The 15,085-nt window shown below is 73.5% G+C and carries 14 protein-coding genes; 6 read left to right on the top strand and 8 right to left on the bottom strand.

Annotation, left to right across the window (positions count from 1 at the left end):
• Window positions 1-46: 46 nt before the first annotated feature.
• The 3 genes from QUY26_RS38305 to QUY26_RS38295 all read right to left on the bottom strand — a co-directional run bounded on the left by QUY26_RS38305 (window position 47) and on the right by QUY26_RS38295 (window position 3,056).
• On the bottom strand, window positions 47-1,225 hold the full coding sequence (locus QUY26_RS38305; protein WP_289955008.1) for an endonuclease/exonuclease/phosphatase family protein: 1,179 nt from the start codon (window positions 1,223-1,225) through the stop codon (window positions 47-49).
• Window positions 1,222-2,223, bottom strand: a complete 1,002-nt coding sequence (locus tag QUY26_RS38300; RefSeq protein ID WP_354670738.1) for a D-alanyl-D-alanine carboxypeptidase family protein — start codon at window positions 2,221-2,223, stop codon at window positions 1,222-1,224. The genes QUY26_RS38305 and QUY26_RS38300 overlap by 4 nt, the downstream gene beginning before the upstream one ends.
• 287 nt (window positions 2,224-2,510) lie before the next feature.
• The gene (locus QUY26_RS38295) at window positions 2,511-3,056 is read right to left on the bottom strand and encodes a hypothetical protein (RefSeq protein ID WP_289955007.1); all 546 of its coding nucleotides are present in this window, start codon (window positions 3,054-3,056) and stop codon (window positions 2,511-2,513) included.
• A gap of 314 nt (window positions 3,057-3,370) precedes the next feature.
• Between QUY26_RS38295 and QUY26_RS38290 the strand changes: the two genes are divergently transcribed.
• Together QUY26_RS38290 and QUY26_RS38285 are read left to right on the top strand one after the other, a co-directional pair.
• Window positions 3,371-5,611: a PIG-L family deacetylase gene (locus tag QUY26_RS38290; RefSeq protein WP_289955005.1), complete on the top strand. Its 2,241-nt coding sequence runs from the start codon at window positions 3,371-3,373 to the stop codon at window positions 5,609-5,611.
• 5 nt (window positions 5,612-5,616) lie between these two features.
• Complete coding sequence (locus QUY26_RS38285; RefSeq protein WP_289955003.1) at window positions 5,617-6,660, top strand: acyltransferase family protein; 1,044 nt, start codon at window positions 5,617-5,619, stop codon at window positions 6,658-6,660.
• Between the two features lie 65 nt (window positions 6,661-6,725).
• On the opposite strand, the gene QUY26_RS38280 is transcribed toward QUY26_RS38285, so the two are convergent.
• Window positions 6,726-7,510, bottom strand: a protein-coding gene (locus QUY26_RS38280) for an IS5 family transposase (protein ID WP_289955696.1) whose coding sequence is annotated in 2 segments (ribosomal slippage) — window positions 6,726-7,177 and window positions 7,177-7,510 — 786 coding nt in all. Because the reading frame shifts where the segments join, the coding sequence is not laid out codon by codon here.
• A gap of 133 nt (window positions 7,511-7,643) precedes the next feature.
• Between QUY26_RS38280 and QUY26_RS38275 the strand changes: the two genes are divergently transcribed.
• From QUY26_RS38275 to QUY26_RS38265, 3 genes are all read left to right on the top strand, one after another.
• Window positions 7,644-8,669: a Leu/Phe/Val dehydrogenase gene (locus QUY26_RS38275; RefSeq protein ID WP_289954999.1), complete on the top strand. Its 1,026-nt coding sequence runs from the start codon at window positions 7,644-7,646 to the stop codon at window positions 8,667-8,669.
• A gap of 190 nt (window positions 8,670-8,859) precedes the next feature.
• Complete coding sequence (locus tag QUY26_RS38270; RefSeq protein WP_436840468.1) at window positions 8,860-9,777, top strand: glutaminase; 918 nt, start codon at window positions 8,860-8,862, stop codon at window positions 9,775-9,777.
• 73 nt (window positions 9,778-9,850) lie between these two features.
• Window positions 9,851-10,078: a hypothetical protein gene (locus QUY26_RS38265; RefSeq protein ID WP_289956439.1), complete on the top strand. Its 228-nt coding sequence runs from the start codon at window positions 9,851-9,853 to the stop codon at window positions 10,076-10,078.
• 69 nt (window positions 10,079-10,147) lie between these two features.
• Here QUY26_RS38265 and QUY26_RS38260 read toward each other — a convergent pair whose 3' ends face one another.
• Complete coding sequence (locus QUY26_RS38260; RefSeq protein ID WP_289954995.1) at window positions 10,148-10,837, bottom strand: nitroreductase; 690 nt, start codon at window positions 10,835-10,837, stop codon at window positions 10,148-10,150.
• A gap of 99 nt (window positions 10,838-10,936) precedes the next feature.
• Between QUY26_RS38260 and QUY26_RS38255 the strand changes: the two genes are divergently transcribed.
• Complete coding sequence (locus QUY26_RS38255) at window positions 10,937-11,560, top strand: TetR/AcrR family transcriptional regulator (RefSeq protein ID WP_289954994.1); 624 nt, start codon at window positions 10,937-10,939, stop codon at window positions 11,558-11,560.
• On the opposite strand, the gene QUY26_RS38250 is transcribed toward QUY26_RS38255, so the two are convergent.
• The 3 genes from QUY26_RS38250 to QUY26_RS38240 form a co-directional block, all read right to left on the bottom strand.
• A complete protein-coding gene (locus tag QUY26_RS38250; protein WP_289954992.1) occupies window positions 11,494-12,822 on the bottom strand; it encodes an abortive phage infection protein in 1,329 nt (442 codons plus the stop codon). The two genes, QUY26_RS38255 and QUY26_RS38250, sit on opposite strands and share 67 nt — an antisense overlap.
• Before the next feature lie 217 nt (window positions 12,823-13,039).
• Window positions 13,040-14,614 (bottom strand): FAD-binding oxidoreductase, encoded by a 1,575-nt coding sequence (locus QUY26_RS38245; RefSeq protein ID WP_289954990.1) that lies wholly within the window; start codon window positions 14,612-14,614, stop codon window positions 13,040-13,042.
• Between the two features lie 151 nt (window positions 14,615-14,765).
• Window positions 14,766-15,056, bottom strand: a complete 291-nt coding sequence (locus QUY26_RS38240; protein ID WP_289954988.1) for a hypothetical protein — start codon at window positions 15,054-15,056, stop codon at window positions 14,766-14,768.
• Window positions 15,057-15,085 lie beyond the last annotated feature (29 nt).

Raw genomic sequence — 15,085 nt, 5'->3', positions numbered from 1 at the left:
GGCCCGGCGGGCTCGTTGATCACGACGGTATCCGCTGTCGCCGTGGTCACAAGGACAGGGTGGCCGCGACGGGCAGGTGGTCGCTGCCGGTGCGCGGCAGGGTCCACGACGAGGCCGGGGTGACGCCCTTGACGAGGATCTGGTCGATCCGGGCCACCGGGAACGACGCGGGCCAGGTGAACCCGAACCCGTCGCCCGCCTCCTGCTGCGCCGACCGCAGCTGTCCGGTCAGCGGGCGCAGGGCCGTGTCGTCGGTCGTGCCGTTGAAGTCGCCGACCACGACGAGGCGGGGCAGTCGTTCGGCACGCACGGCGGCGGCGAACTTCTCGGCGGCCTCGTCACGGGTGGCCGTGGCGAAGCCCCCGCCCGGGTGCACGCGCACCGACGCGAGGTGCGCGGTGTACACGGCGAGCGGGCCCTTCGGGGTCTCGGCGGTGGCCCGCAGGGCGCGGGTCCACGGCATGATCGGGATCGGTCGCACGTCCCGCAGCGGGTACTTGCTCCACAGCCCGACCGTGCCCAGCACCGCGTGGTGCGGGTAGCTGCGGTCCAGGACGCGCCCGTAGTCCGGTGCCGTGCTCGGGGACAGCTCCTCCAGGGCGACCAGGTCCGCGCCGGAGGCGACGAGGGCGCGGGCGGTGCCGCCCGGGTCGGGGTTGCGGTCGTGGACGTTGTGGCTGACCACGGTGACGTCGCCGCCGCCGGACCGCTTGTCCATGACCGTGCCGCCGAACAGGGAGCACCAGACGACGGCCGGGAGCAGCACGGCGAGGGCGGCGGTCGCGGAGCGGCGCACGGCGGCGAGCACGAGGAGCGCGGGCACGGCCGCCCCCAGCCAGGGCAGGAAGGTCTCCAGCAGGCTGCCGGGGTTGCCGAAGCCGTGAGGCACCCGGGTGTGGCCGAGCATGGTCAGCGCGAGGAGCACGGCGGCCACGGCGACGAACCGTCCGCGGCGCCAGGGGCCGTCGCCTGTGCGGTGCTTGCCGTCGCCTGTGCGGCGCTTGGCGTCGCCGGTGCGGCTCGCTCCCGGGCGGTCTACTCCCGGGCCGTCCGCTCCCGGGCCGTCCGCTCCCGGGCGGTCTACTCCCGGGCAGTCCGCTCCCGGGCAGTCCGCTCCCGGGCAGTCCGCTCCCGGGCAGTCCGCGTCCGGACTCCCGGCCGTCTCGGGTGCGACCCCGCCCGCACCGACCGCGGGCTCCGGCAGTCGTCCGCGCAGTGCCGTCATGGCCGCACCGGCTTGTCCGCGCCGAGGGCCAGGGGGAGGTTCCGCTGGACGGCGTCGATCAGGGCGCCGCTCCTGTCGATGGCCGCCGCAAGGCCTTCGGCGGGGGTGGTGTGGGCGCGCTGTCCCAGGACGACTCCGAGGACGAGGTAGCGCTTGGCGCCGGACCTGGCCTCGGCGGCCCACATGAGGTTTCCGCCCGCAGGGGTGCTCGACCCCGTCTTCAGGCCGATGACGCCGGGCTTGTCCAGGAGCCGGTTGGTGTTGGTGACGGTGCCGGGCACGCCGGGCACCGTCGTGTCGCGCAGGGCCACCACCTCACGGAGCGCGGGCTGCCGCAGGGCGTGCCGGGCGAGCTTCAGCTGGTCCTCGGCGGTGCTCTTGGTGCTGGACTCGTAGCCGCTCGCTCCGGTGTACGTCGTGCGGGTCATGCCGAGTTCGTCGGCGGTGCGGTTCATCTTCGCGACGAACGCCTTCTGGCTTCCCGCGTCCCAACGGGCGAGCAGCCGGGCGACGTTGTTGCCGGACGGCAGCAGCAGGAGCTCCAGGAGTTCGCGCTGGGTGTGGCGGCGGCCCTCGCGGAGCTCCACCGTGGACTCGCTGAGCGAGTGCGACTCCCGCGCGGCGTCCGCGTCCACGGTGATGCGCGGCCCCTCCTCCCCCGCGTCGAGGGGGTGTTCCTTGAGGAGCACGTACGCGGTCATCACCTTCGTGACGCTCGCGATCGGCACCGGCTCCCGGCCGCCGCTGCTGCCGACGCCGCCGACGCCCCGCACCTCGATGCTCGTCTGGCCCTCGTCGGGCCACGGAAGCCCGAGGGAGCCGAGGACGCCGGGCGTCCGCCCGTCCTCGCCCTCCCCGCTCCCACCGCCGGGAAGCACCAGCCAGCCGCCCGCTCCCGCCGCGACCAGCACGGCGGCGGCCACGCACAGCGCCCTGCCGCGCTGCGGCCCCCGCAGCGCGCCGCCCACTCCGGCAACCCGTACCCGACGCACCCTCACCGACGACCACCTCTCCACGACCGGCCCGCGCGGGCTGTCCCGCGCAGGCCTTCAGCCTTGGAGAGGAGCGCATCCAGCCGGTCAGGACCGTGCATCCACCGGCGCGCGGTTGTGTGTCAGCCGGGTATCAGCGCCGGGCGGCTCGAACCGGTCATGGCGCCGCGCTCCTCGCCGGCCCAGGTGCGGGCAGGCCGCGGCCCGCCTGCCGGACCGCGTCCACGGCACCGCGTCGACGCCCCCGTCAGCCGCTGCCGGCCTCCTCCGGGCTCGCGCCGCCCGCCGGGGTGTCAGCGGGACACGATGTGGAGGATCGCCGTCCCGTCCTCGCCGGTGGCCGCCTGGATGACCACGGCACCGGGCTGCGGGCTCGGCCGTGCGCCGTCGCCGAGCCCGCCGCAGGAGTTGCCGCTGCCGTTGCTGCGGAGGACCGTGACGCAGCCCTGGCCGGGGCCGCTCGCGCCGCCCTTGGCCCGGCCGCTGCCCGACTTCACCGTGTACTCGACCTTGTCCGGGCCGACCTCGGTGACGGACAGGGTCGCCTGGCCCCGCGGGCCCTTGAAGCGGAACGTCACCTTCTCGGACACGGCGATCTCGCAGTCGCCGTCCGCGCAGGCGCCGACGTCGCTCCCGTCGGCAGCAGACTCCGACGACTCCGCCGATGGCTCGTCCGAGGACGGGTGCGCGGAGGGGGACGTCGAGGTCTTCCCATGGGACGAGGGCTTCTCGTCGGTGTCGTCCCCGTCGCCGCAGCCGACGACCGTCAGGAGTGCCGGCACGGCGAGGACGAGCCCCGCGGCCCAGCGCGTCGTGCGCCCGGTCGCCCGTCCGGTCACCGGCCGCGTCGCGCGTCGATGCGCGAGCGCCGCTCGCCGCCCACGTGCGCGTGTCGTCGCCATGAAGGTGCCCCCGTGTATCTGCGTGCCTGGGTTCGGTGTTCGGCGGCCAGCATTCCCACGTGCCACCGCCGTCACGCGCCTCGCCCCCGGCACCGCACAGGACGTGCACGACGCACACACCGCAGCAGCCGTGAGGAAGATCACCGAGGACAACCCCCCGCGTTCCCCCGCCCTCTTCCTCGGTGATCAAAGAGTCGACAGCAGGAGCTGGCGCTCGAGTGACCGGTACGTCAGATGAGGCAACACCATCCATGCCCCTCGAAAAGCGCCGCTTCGCGCGCGCAACCCGTCGTGATGTCATCGCGGCCACCCTGCTGTGTGCGGCGGCACCCGTGGCCATCCGCGTCGCCGCAGGTCCGGGGAGGAGCGTGGGCGAGGCGCCCAGCACGCCGCACCAGCCACCGGACCTGAGCACGGCGGCGTCGACGGGTACGTGGGCGGCCTCCGGGCCGCAGCCGAGGACCACGGAAGCGATCCTGCAGATCGTCGCCCACCCCGACGACGACCTGTTCTTCATCAACCCGGAGGTCGGGCAGTCGCTCCGCAGCGGCCGGCCCGTGGCCACGGTCTATCTGACGTCCGGCGAGTCCAACGGCGTCAACGCTCCCCGGCGCGGCACATTCCGGGGTATCCCCCGCCCGGCCCGTGACCGGCGCAAGTACGCCAAGGCACGCCAGAACGGCATTCGCGCGGCCTACGCGGAGATGGTCACCGGTCGGCCGGACCACCCCTGGCGGCGCACCGTCATCGCCACGGCGGGCGGCGGCCAGGCGGAGCTCGACACATTGCAGGGGCACCCCCACATCCAGCTCGTGTGGACGCTGCTGCACGAGGCCGGCAGCATCGCCGGGGAGCGCCCGCACAGCCTGCACGGGCTGTGGGACGGCAGGACCGGTGCGCTCGGCTCGCAGCTGGTGCACGGCGGTGTGGTCACCCGCGACTTCTCGTACACGCGCGAACAGCTCATCCGGACGCTCACCGGCTATCTGGAGCGGTTCCGGCCGACGCAGGTCCGGATGCAGGACCCGACGCCGGGCCGTCTCGACCGCAACCTCAAGTGCGCGGACCACCAGGACCACCGCTTCGGCGCCCGGTTCGTCCAGCAGGCCCTCGCCCGGTACGCCGCGTCCGGTGCACGTCCGCACTTCACCGTGCAGCACTACATGGGGTACTTCAACGGCGGGCTGCCCCGGGCGCTCGACCCGGCGGCCGGCGCGTCCAAGGCCCGCACCCTGGAGACGTACTCCTGGAGCGACGCCCCGCGGCAGTCCTGCCAGGACCCGGCGGGCTGCGGTGACCTCAAGGTCGCCGCGCGCCCGAAGCACCACTGGTCGCACAGCATCCACCACACCCGGGACACCGGCGCCGACTGGCTGCTCGCGGGCAAGGACGACAGCCTGTGGGCCTTCGCCGTGCTCGACGGCCGGATCGCGCACTGGCACCGGCCGGGCGGCAGCGGGACCCGGCCGGGCTCGGGCCGGTGGACGGGGCCCGTGCTCCAGGCGGAGACCGGTATGGACAACGGGGTCCGGCCCGTGGCCCTGCCCGACGGGCGCATCGCCGTCTTCGGCACCCGCACGCTGTTCGGCGACCACCCCGCCGAGTACCGCAGGGACGTGGGTTTCCTCCTTCAGCGGGACCCGGGCGGGCCCTTCGGGCCCTGGCAGTCGCTGGGCAGCCCGGAGGCGTCCGACGAGATCGGCACGAACGACATCAGCGTGCCCGCGGTCGCCGTGCACGAAGACGGCACGATGGCGGTGTTCCTGCGCGACAGCAGCCACCGCCTGACCGCGCGCGTCCAGCAGGTGGACGGGGCGTGGACCCCCTGGCGCGGCCTGGGCGGGGACGCGGTCCACGGGGACCCGGTCGCCGCCACCGACCGCGGCGGTCGCGTCCACGTCCTGGCCGCCACCAGGCACAGCGTCCTGGCCTGGATCCAGGACCAGCCGGGCGCGGACGTGCGCGGTCCGCTGGCCACCGGGCTGCCCGCCACCACCTTGCCGTTGACCGTCCGTCCTGACGACGACGGCGTCCGGGTCTTCTACCGCGCTCCCCGCTCCGGGAACGTGTGGTCGGCCCGCCTGCACGCGGAGGACCTGACCGCCCCGGCGGCGCCGCGCCGGGGTCGGCAGCCGTTCACCGCGCACGCGTCGACGGCCGTCACCGATCTGGGCGGTGCGGGGGGCTACGGCCCGGTGAGCGTCGCCCCGGACAAATGGGGCGGTGTCCTGCTCGCGATCCGGACCACCACGGGGGACGTCGCCACCGCGTGGGGCACGTCCGGCGCCGCCAGGAACCGTCCGCGGTGGAACCACACCGGCGTCCTCCTCGCCGGTGCGCCGTCGAGCGTCACCCTGGCGTCGGGCGGCGTCGTGCTCACCATGCTCGGCCTCGACAGCCGCCTGTACTGGACCCACGCCACGCGTGAGGGAGGACGTCTCGCTCCCTGGCAGGCGGTCGGGTCCGCGGCGCCGACCGGGTCCAAGGCGTGACGCGGATGCCGACCACCGAGCCGCCTGCCCCGGGCGCGGCCCTCGACACCCGCGACCCGTTCTTCGACAACGCGAAGTTCCTCCTGATCGTGCTGGTCGCCCTCGGCCACTCCTGGGAGCAGATCGTCCGTGGCACGCACGTGCTCCAGGCCGTCCACACCGTCGTGTACGCCTTCCACATGCCGGCGTTCATCCTGCTGTGCGGCTACTTCTCGCAGCGCTTCACCGCCCGCCCCGACCAGGTGCGCCGCCTGATCGAGTCGGTCCTGATCCCCTACCTCCTGTTCGAGACGGCCTACTCCGCCACGAACAGCGCGGTACGCGGCGAGCCCTTCGTGCTCACCCCCACGGAGCCCACCTATCTCTGCTGGTTCCTCATCGCCCTGTTCCTCTGGCGGCTGAGCACACCCGTGTGGCGGGCGATCCGCCATCCCGTGGCCGTCGCCGTGCTGATCTCCCTCGCCGCAGGGCTGACCACGATGGGCTACGACCTGGCGCTGCCGCGCGTACTGATGTTCCTGCCCTGGTTCGTCCTCGGCCTGAACCTGCGTCCGGACCACTTCGACCTGCTGCGGACGGGGCTGGTCCGCCGCTGTGCCGTGGTCGCGCTGGCCTGCGCCGGAGTCGGGGCGTACCTGCTCGTTCCCGGCCCCGACGACCACTGGCTCTCCATGGACGTCGGCTACGCGGAGCTCGGCGTGAGCTGGCCGCGGTACCTGGCCCTGCGCATCGGCGTCTTCGCGCTCAGCGCGGTGCTCGTCGCGGCGTTCCTCGCCTGCGTGCCCCGGCGCCGCACCGTCTTCACCGCGCTGGGCGCCGCCACCATGTACCCCTTCCTCCTGCACGGGCTGCTGATCCGCGCGGGGGAGGCCGCCGGTCTGTATCCGCGCCTGAAGGACCTGGGCGCGGCCGGTCAGGTCCTGCTCTCCCTCGGCGTCGTCGTCACCGTGTTCCTGTTGTCGACCTCACCGGTGCGCAAGCTGTTCCGTCCGCTGGTGGAGCCACGGCTGCCGCAGGTGTCGGTGCCCGTGGACGCCCGTTCGCGGTAGCGGCACCCGGCCCGCCAAACATCCCCGACCGGGACCGCGGCCGGTGGAATTCCTAAGACGTCATTTCATTTGGCGATTCTGCGATGGCATATGAGGGTTGCCGCGATGGCGGTGAAGGCGAGGAAGTGCTCGGGCTTGCGTTCGTATCGGCGGTGGAGTCGGCGGCAGCCCGACAGCCAGGACACCGTCCGTTCCACGACCCAGCGGTGCCGACCCAGGCGCTGGGAAGACTCAGTGCCCTTGCGTGCGATGCGGTGGGTGATCTGCCGTAAAGAGAGCCAGCGTCGCAGGTGGGGGTAGTCGTACCCCTTGTCGCCGTGGAGCTTGGCGGGCCGCCGACGCCTGGGGCCGCGGCGGGAGCGGACGGGCGGGATACCGCGGACCAGCGGGATGAGGGCCTGGCTGTCGTGGAGGTTGGCGGCGGAGATTCCGAGCGAGAGAGGCAGGCCGTGACGGTCGACGATCAGGTGGATTTTCGATCCGTTCTTGCCGCGGTCGGTCGGATTCGGTCCCGTCAGCCGCCCCCTTTGAGGGCGCGGACGCTGACTGAGTCGATCGCACAGCGCGACCAGTCCAGCTCACCGCGGGAGCCGAGCTCATCGAGGACAAGGCGATGGAGCTTGGCCCACACCCTCGCCTCGGACCACTCGGTGAACCGGCGGAAAGCGGTCACTCCCGAAGGGCCGAAGCCCGGCGGCAGTTGGTTCCACGTGCAGCCCGAGGTGGCGACGAAGATGATCGCGGCCAGCACCTCCCGGTCCCCATGCCGACGGCGACCGCCGCCCTGCGGACGCTCCGGCGCCGGCGGCACCACCCGCTCGAACAGCTCCCACAGATCATCTGGAGCCATTCGCTCAACAAGCGAAGAAGTCACCGTCCCAGGCTGCCGCAAGATCACACCAAACGAAATGGCGTCTAAAGGGCGCGGCCAACGCACCTGCGGCCCGCACCCAGTTGTCAGTGGCCGCTGCCACGATGGCCGGATGACCTCCACGATCTTCGAAAGGCTGCGGTCCGGCGGCTTCGAGCAGGTGCTCTTCCACCAGGACGCCCGGACGGGGCTGCGTTCTCTCGTCGTCCTGCACGACACCACCCTCGGTCCCGCCCTCGGCGGCGTCCGCATGCACGCGTACGCGAGTGAGACCGCAGCCCTCGAAGACGGCCTGCGCCTCGCCCGGGCCATGACCCTCAAGGCCGCGGCCGCGGGCCTCGACCTCGGCGGCGGCTGGAGCGTCGTCCTCGGCGATCCGGCACGCGACAAGACAGAGGCACTGCTGCGTGCCCACGGCCGCTTCGTCGCCACCCTCGGCGGGCGTTTCATCCCCGTCAACGACGTCGGCACCACGCAGGCCGACCTGAAGGTGATCGGCACCGAGGCCGCGCCGGTCTGCGCGGACGGCGACCCCTCCCCCATGACGGCACTCGGCGTCCTGGAGGGGATCCGGGCCTGTCTGCGCGCCACCGGCGGCGACGGCGGCCTGCGGGGTGTCCGCGTGTGCGTGCAGGGCGTGGGCAACGTGGGTGCCGCGCTCGCCCGTCTCCTGGCGGCGCAGGACGCGGAGTTGCTGGTGTCCGACGTCGACCCCGGGCGCGCGGACGCCGTCGCCCGGAGCGTGGGCGCGCGCGTCGTCGACCCGGCGGCCGCGGCGCTCACCGCGTGCGACGTCCTCGCCCCGTGTGCCCTCGGGGGCGTCGTCGACGACCGTACGCTGCCGCGGCTGCGCTGCCGGATCATCGCGGGCGGTGCCAACAACGTGCTCGCGGCCCCCGAGCACGCCGCCGCGCTGGAGGCCCGCGGCGTCCTGTACGCACCCGACTTCTGCGTGAACGCGGGCGGTCTGGTCTTCCTGGAGGAGCGGCTGCGCCACCATGACGACGCCCGGACCGAGCAGCGGGTCCGTCAGGTCGGGGAGCGCGTGGCCACGGTCATCGAGCACGCGCGTCGCACCGGGGTGCCTCCGACAGCAGCCGCGCTCACCCTGGCCAGGGCACGGCTGAGCTCCCACTGACACGGCCTCCCCATGAGCGGCTGGCCGGGTCCGGGCCGACTTCCTCTGCAGGCGGTCGGACGGGGCGTCGCCCCCTCGGGCGGCGAAGCGTCGTACGACCTCGCCCCGGGCCCTGATCATCGGCACCGCTCGCCTGCCTTAAGGTACTCCGGACACCCCCGTATACCGCGCGAAACCGGAGCAAGTGCCCGTGCCATCGTCCCTTCAGCCCGTCCTGGACCGCATCGCCACCGAGATCCAGGCCCTGCCGGGCCGTGGCCGCCCCGCCGACTACATCCCGGCGCTCGCCTCGGCCGACCCGCGGCACTTCGGGATGGCCGTCGCCGAGCTCGACGGCACGGTGTACGGCGTCGGTGACTGGCAGCGTCCCTTCTCCACCCAGTCCATCACCAAGGCCTTCACCCTGGCCCTCGACCTCTCGCTGGACGGCGACCTGCTGTGGGAGCACGTCGGCCGGGAGCCGTCGGGCAACCCGTTCAACTCCCTGGTGCAGTTGGAGTACGAGAACGGCATCCCCCGCAATCCGTTCATCAACGCGGGCGCGCTCGTCGTCACCGACCGGCTGCAGAGCCTCACCGGCGACGCGGCCGGTACGCTCCGCGCCTTCCTGCGCGCCGAGTCCGGCAACGACCGTCTCGACTTCGACGAGGCGGTGCTCGCGTCCGAAACGGCGCACGGCGACCGCAACGCCGCCCTCGCCCACTTCATGGCGTCGTACGGCAACATCACCAATCCGGTGCCCACGCTCCTCGACCAGTACTTCCGCCAGTGCTCCATCGAAGCGTCCTGCGCCGACCTGGCCCGCGCCGCCGGGTTCCTGGCCCGCCACGGCATACGGTCCGACGGCTCCACGCTCCTCACCCGCAGCCAGGCCAAGCAGGTCAACGCGGTCATGCTGACCTGCGGCACCTACGACGCCGCGGGCGACTTCGCGCACCGCGTGGGCCTGCCGGGCAAGAGCGGGGTCGGCGGCGGCATCATCGCGGTCGTCCCCGGCCGCTGCACCGTCTGCGTCTGGAGCCCCGGCCTCGACCAGCGCGGCAACTCGGTGGCGGGGGTGGCCGCACTGGACCGCTTCACCACCCTCACGGGCCTCTCCGTCTTCTGATCCGCCTCGTCCGCACACTCCGACGAGGTGACCCGCGGGAGAGAAACCCGCCGGCGAGGGCGTCGCGGGTGCGGTGGCACGTGGCCACGTTCTCGTCGACGATGCCGAGGTACGCGCCGACGGGCAGCCGCGGCCGGTCGACCCTTGGACGGGGGTGGTCGCGCGCCTGCGCTGGCGGTCCGGCGTACGGGCGATGCCCCCGTGCACGCCGGCGCCCCAGTACCAGCACGTCCTGGTGACGGACGCGGGGCGCAGCGCGGGCTGCCCGCCGGGGCAGCGGTACCTCTACACGCCCGGGTGAGAGGGCGGGTCCGCACGCCCATGCCGGTCCGCACGCCGGGTGGCAGAGGCTATCGGCGGCCCGAACTCCCTAGTGGTGGAAGGTCGTGACCGCTTCGAGCGCGGCCCGCGGAGTCGTGAAGCGGTTCACCGGCGCGGCCTCGTCGGCGTAGCCGAAGGAGACGCCGACGAGCAGCTTCCCCTCGGTGACGCCGAGTTCGGCGCGGACCGTGTCGGCGTAGAAACTCAGCAGCCCTTGCGGGCAACTCGCCACTCCGTACGCGGTCATCGCCAGGAGCAGCGTCTGCAGGTACGCGCCGACGTCGGCGGCGAGGCGCGGGCCGCCGTCCCCGGTGACGAACAGGAACGCGGCGTGCGGGGCGTCGTAGAAGCCGAGGCTCCGGGCGTCGTAGGCCGCCCGTGCCGCGTGGTCGTCGGGGCGGATGCCGAGGGCTCCGTACAGGTCGGCGCCGAACGCCGCCCGGCGCTCCTGGTGCACCGGGGCGTACATGTCCTCGGAGTACGGGACGTCGACCGAGGTGCGCCGTGCGGCGTGGGCCGCCCGCAGGGCGTCCGCGAGGCGGTCCCGTGCCGCGCCGCTCGCCACCTCCACCCGCCAGGGCTGCGCGTTGGAGTTGGACGGCGCGGCACCGGCCAGCGAGAAGATCGCGCGGATCGTGTCCTCGGGCACGGCTTCCGGCCGGAAGGCGCGGGTCGCGTGCCGGGCGCGTATCAGCTTCTCCGCGCACCCGCTCAGCTCGGTGGGGATCGACGTACTCATGCCTCACTCCTCGACGGGACCAATGTAAACGGATGCGTTTACATGGCCGGACCCTAGCAAGCCACCCCCTCGATGTAAACGCGGACGTATACTTTGTGGATGGGTACGACGACTGCGGCATCGACGGCCGCGACACCTCAGGGGCGGGGGCGCGGCGGACGAGAGCGCGTCCTGGCGGCCGCCGCCCGGCTGTTCGCGGTCCAGGGGATCAACGCGACCGGCATGGAGCAGGTCGCGGAGGAGGCGCCGGTCTCCAAGCGCACGCTCTACGCGCACTTCCGGACCAAGGCCGATCTGGTCATCGCCCACCTCCAGGACCTCGCGTCATCGGGGGCCACGCTGGAGGCCGTCCTGACCCGCGAGGACATCCCGCCGAGGGAGCGGGTCCTCGGCCTCTTCGACCCGGCTCCGGCGGACGCGGCTCCAGCGGGCGCGGCCCCGGTCCGCGGATGCCCCTTCATCGACGCCGCCGCGGAGTTCCCCGACCCGCAGGACGCGGTCCACGCCTACGCCCGCGCGCAGAAGCTGCGGATGGTGGAGCTCGTCACCGCGCTGGTGACGGAGCTGGGCTGCCGCGAACCCGCGGCCCTCGCCGAGCAGTTGGTGACCCTCGCGGACGGGGCGGCCAGCCGCGCCATGGTCCTCGGCGAGGCGGACTACGGCCGCCACGCGCGCGCGGCGGCCGAGGTCCTGCTCGCCCACGCGCTGCCGGATCCGGCCTGACGCCGCCCGGCCCGCCAGGCCCCGCCGCCCTCCTCGCGCCGCCCCTGCTCCTTGCGCTCGGCGTGGGCGAAGTGCCGTGACACGGCGTGGAACGACTCCTTCGGCTCCCAGTGCCACCGCGCCGTCGGGGCGTCCTTCGTCCTCCAGATGGCCTTGGTGAGGCTGTAGCTGGCGATGTCGAGGTCGTGGCGGCGTGCGCGCCGGTGCGGGGCGTCGGAGGTGACGAACTGGTACACCATCGCTGCGTGCAGGTCCATCTGCTCGAACACGTTCAGGACCTGCCCGAGGTACTGCGCCTGGGTGGGTTCGCTGCGCCGCACACCCTTGCGGATCTCCGGCTCGGGCTTGCTGTAGTCGACCACGTCCCAGCCCATGCCGCCCGCGTCGGGCGCGCCCTCGAAGGTGCAGGTGCCGCACTCCGTGATGGCGACGGGCTTGCCCCACTTCCGGTACGGGGCCAGCTCCTTGACGTAGCCCCGAGGGTCGGCGAAGTACGAGTAGTAGTTGACGCCGACGAGGTCGAAGAGGTCCCAGTCGACCCGGTCGCCGTGCGCGGAGCCGTAGGTCAGCGGGCCGTGGAAGACGCGGCGGCCGGTCTTCGCGGCCAGGCCGATGAACCGCGTCAGCTTGCGCTGCGCCGCCACCGGGTCCCAGTTGCCCTTCTGCATGTTCGCGACCCGTTCGACCGCGTTCGCCCCGGGGACGATGCCCGGCACGAACAGGACGAACTCACAGCCCACGCTCAGGTACACCCGCGCGCCCCGGCGGCGCAGCAGCTCTGCCTGCCTGCCGGTCTCGGCCAGGTGGTCGAGGATCTCGTGCTCGGGGACGTCTGCCATGCGCGGCTGGAGCCACACGTGCATCCCGTGCTCGACCGCCTCCTCGGCGGTGGCGGTCAGGCGCTCGACACCGGTGCCGAAGGCGACGACCGAGTTCGCGTGCAGGTCGTGCCTGATGGCCCGCATGTCGGACCGCATCCGGGCGCGGTGCCAGCCCGTGTGGCGGCTCTCGCCGTCCTCGCACTCGTACATGACGCCGCGGTGGACCAGGCCGCGGCCGCCGGTCGCCGTCCGCGCGCCGGTCAGGACGTCCTCCGGGTGCGCACCGGCCCGCGCGTCCGGCGCCGAGGCCGGGTGCGGGCCGGCCCCCGGGCCCGCGACGGCGCCCGCCTGCCCGGTCAGCGCCGTGCCCACGAGGGCCCCCGCGCCCACCGCCGCCGTCCCCGCCAGGAACGTCCCTCTCGTCATCGCTTCCTCGCGCATCACGCACTCCCACCGTCGCCAACAGGTCGCGTTCCGCAGCGTCCGCGCGACGCCTCCGGAACACCTCAAGCCTCGGCGCCGGACGGGGGCCCGATCATCAGCCATCGGTTCTCCGCGGCGTATCCAAAGTCGAGACCATCCGATCGGCGGCCCGACTTCCGGCCCGCGCGGGCTTCCGGCCCGAAGGAGTGCGCGGCCCGCACGCGAGCCTCCGCGCTCACGCCGCCCGGACCGACAGCGCGTGGCGGAAGACGTCACGCGGGTCCCACTGCGCCTTGACCGCGCCCAGGCGGGCGTGGTTGGCCTTGTGGTAAAGGGTCTGCCAGGGCGTGCCCGAGGTGTTCCAGCGGGGGTCGGCGAGGTCGGTGTCGGGGTAGTTGATGAAGCTGCCGTCGGCGTGCTCGCCGGGTACGGGGACGCCGCCAGTGTCGGCGAACAGGTCCCGGTAGCAGGCGCGGATCCATGCCAGGTACGCGGACTCCCGCTGCGGGTCGGCCCAGGAGGCGAGGCAGGACAGCTTCAGGGCGGAGTCGCGGTGGGGCATGGCCGTCGCGGTGGGGGACGGCGTGTTGACGGCGCCGCCGTAGGTGTTGAGGACGACGCTGCCCCCGACCACGTCGGTGTCGGCGCGGGTGAGGTGGCGGTGCAGGACGGCCACCTGACGGTCGGTGAGACACCGGCGCAGGAACGCCGACTTGATCTTGATGTGCCAGTCCCCCACGGCCTCGCCCGAGCCGCGCAGCGCGGCGGTGAGCCAGGGCAGCCGCTGGACGTTCAGCTTGGCGGGCCGGTGGGTCCCCGCGCTCACCGCGCCGAGGAAGCCGTCGAGGAGCCGTCGGTCCGTGCCGGGCTCGGCGGTGACCTGGCCGAGCATCAGGTGCGCCCCGGCCGCCCTTCGGGTCAGGGCGAACTCGGCGTACAGCGCGGCCTGCGGGTCGTCGGCGCCCCGGTGGCGCTCGGCCCACTCGCCGTGGTTGCGCACCAAGCGGGCGAAGTGCTCCTCGTCCATGCCCTCCCAGCTCCAGTCCGCCGTGAAGGTCAGGGCGGTCCGGGTGGGGGTGGGCAGCATGTGGGCGGGGTCGGTGTCGCGGGTCGCGTCGGGCGAGCGGAACCACATGCGGGTGACGACGCCGAAGTTCCCGCCCCCGCCACCGGCGTGGGCCCACCACAGCTCACGGTTCGGGTCGTCCTGCTCCCGGCTCGCCACCACCGCGCGGGCCTCGCCGTGCCGGTCCACGACGACGACCTCCACGGCGTACAGGTAGTCGCTGACGAGGCCGTGCAGGCGGCACAGCGGCCCGTAGCCGCCGCCGGGGACGTGTCCGCCCACGCCCACCTCGGGGTGGTATCCGGCGGGCAGCGTCACGCCCCAGCCGAGGTACAGCTTCCGGTACACCTCCCCCAGCGTCGCCCCGGCCTCCACGACGAAGGCGCGGCGCGCGCCGTCGAACGACACCTCCCGCATGGGCGACATGTCGATGACGGCCCGCACCTCGGGGTGGTCGACGAAGTCCTCGAAGCAGTGCCCGCCGCTGCGCACGGCGAGCCGGGCGCCCGCCCGCACCGACTCCTGTACGGCGCCCACCACTTGGGCCGTCGTACCGACCAGGTAGACCTGCTCGGGCCGCCCCCGGAAGTGGTTGCTCGCGCCCCGCGCGGTCAGGTGGGCGTAGCGCGGATCGGTGGGGGTGACGCGCACCGGACCGTTCGGCAGCCAGTCCGCCTTGTCGGCGCCCGTGATCGTCGCGGCCCGCAGAACGGTGCGTCGCGCCTGCTCGTCCCTGGTACCCATCACTGCCCCTTCGGTCGTCGGCCGCGCGCACCCGCGCCGCAGTCCGTGCCCTGCCTCCGTGCCGCGATTCCCGTGCGTGCGGCGGTACCTATGAAGGTAGGCAGGAGCGGCGGCGGTGGCAGGCGCGCTACCAACCAGTTCGGGGGTGCACTCAGCACCACCCCCCATGGAGGTGGTGCCGCGCAGAGGCCTCTCGGGGCGGGCCGTCGAAGCGGTATGCGGGCGTCAGGGCGCGTAGGAAGAACTCGCCGCAGGGCTTCGAACTCCGGTGGACGTTGCGGCACGTCCGCTCCATGGCGGCGATGTACGGCGCGCAGTTGAGCAACGGCACGCCCAGGGCGACATCGAAGGGCCGCTCCAGTGGCCGCAGTCCGGCGACGTCACCGACCTCGGAGCGCACGCCCAGGGGATCGCTGTCCTCGAACGCCCGGGCCGAAGCCACAAAGATCCGGGCGGCGTCCCGGCGTCCCG

Origin of the sequence: Streptomyces flavofungini, from assembly GCF_030388665.1 — a bacterium.
In the GTDB taxonomy this organism is placed as follows: domain Bacteria; phylum Actinomycetota; class Actinomycetes; order Streptomycetales; family Streptomycetaceae; genus Streptomyces; species Streptomyces flavofungini_A.
This window is presented reverse-complemented; position numbering and strand designations above follow the sequence as displayed.